Genomic DNA, 350 nt, shown 5'->3' on the forward strand with positions numbered 1-350 from the left:
CTACACGCAGAGCCGCGCCGCGAGTCAATCGGCGAGCACGGGCAACGATCGAGCGGCGACGCTGCACGCGATCGCGGCCGCGGGGAATGCGGCGATGGGCGTTGCCGGCGCGAGCCGTGGCGCGCTGATGCGGAACCCGAGCATTGCCGTTCAATTGAGCGTCGGGTCGAGCAGCAGCCGCAGCGATTCGAGCGAGACGCAGACGATACATCGCGGTTCGTCGGTGAACGCAGGAGGCTCGGCGGCGTTCGTGGCGACCGAGGGAAACCTGAACATCGCCGGCTCGAACATCAGCGCAAGCGACGTGGTGCTCGCCGCGAAGGATCAGGTGAACGTCGTCAACACGACCG

1 protein-coding gene is annotated in these 350 nt (G+C 67.4%); it reads left to right on the forward strand.

Features of this window, described 5'->3' with window-relative positions; translation table 11 throughout:
* The coding region (locus tag QCE69_RS39465) for a hemagglutinin repeat-containing protein (protein ID WP_309936178.1) at positions 1-350 on the forward strand (350 nt) is incomplete at both ends.

The sequence above is a fragment of the Caballeronia sp. LZ032 genome (genome assembly GCF_031451315.1).
Lineage (GTDB): Bacteria > Pseudomonadota > Gammaproteobacteria > Burkholderiales > Burkholderiaceae > Caballeronia.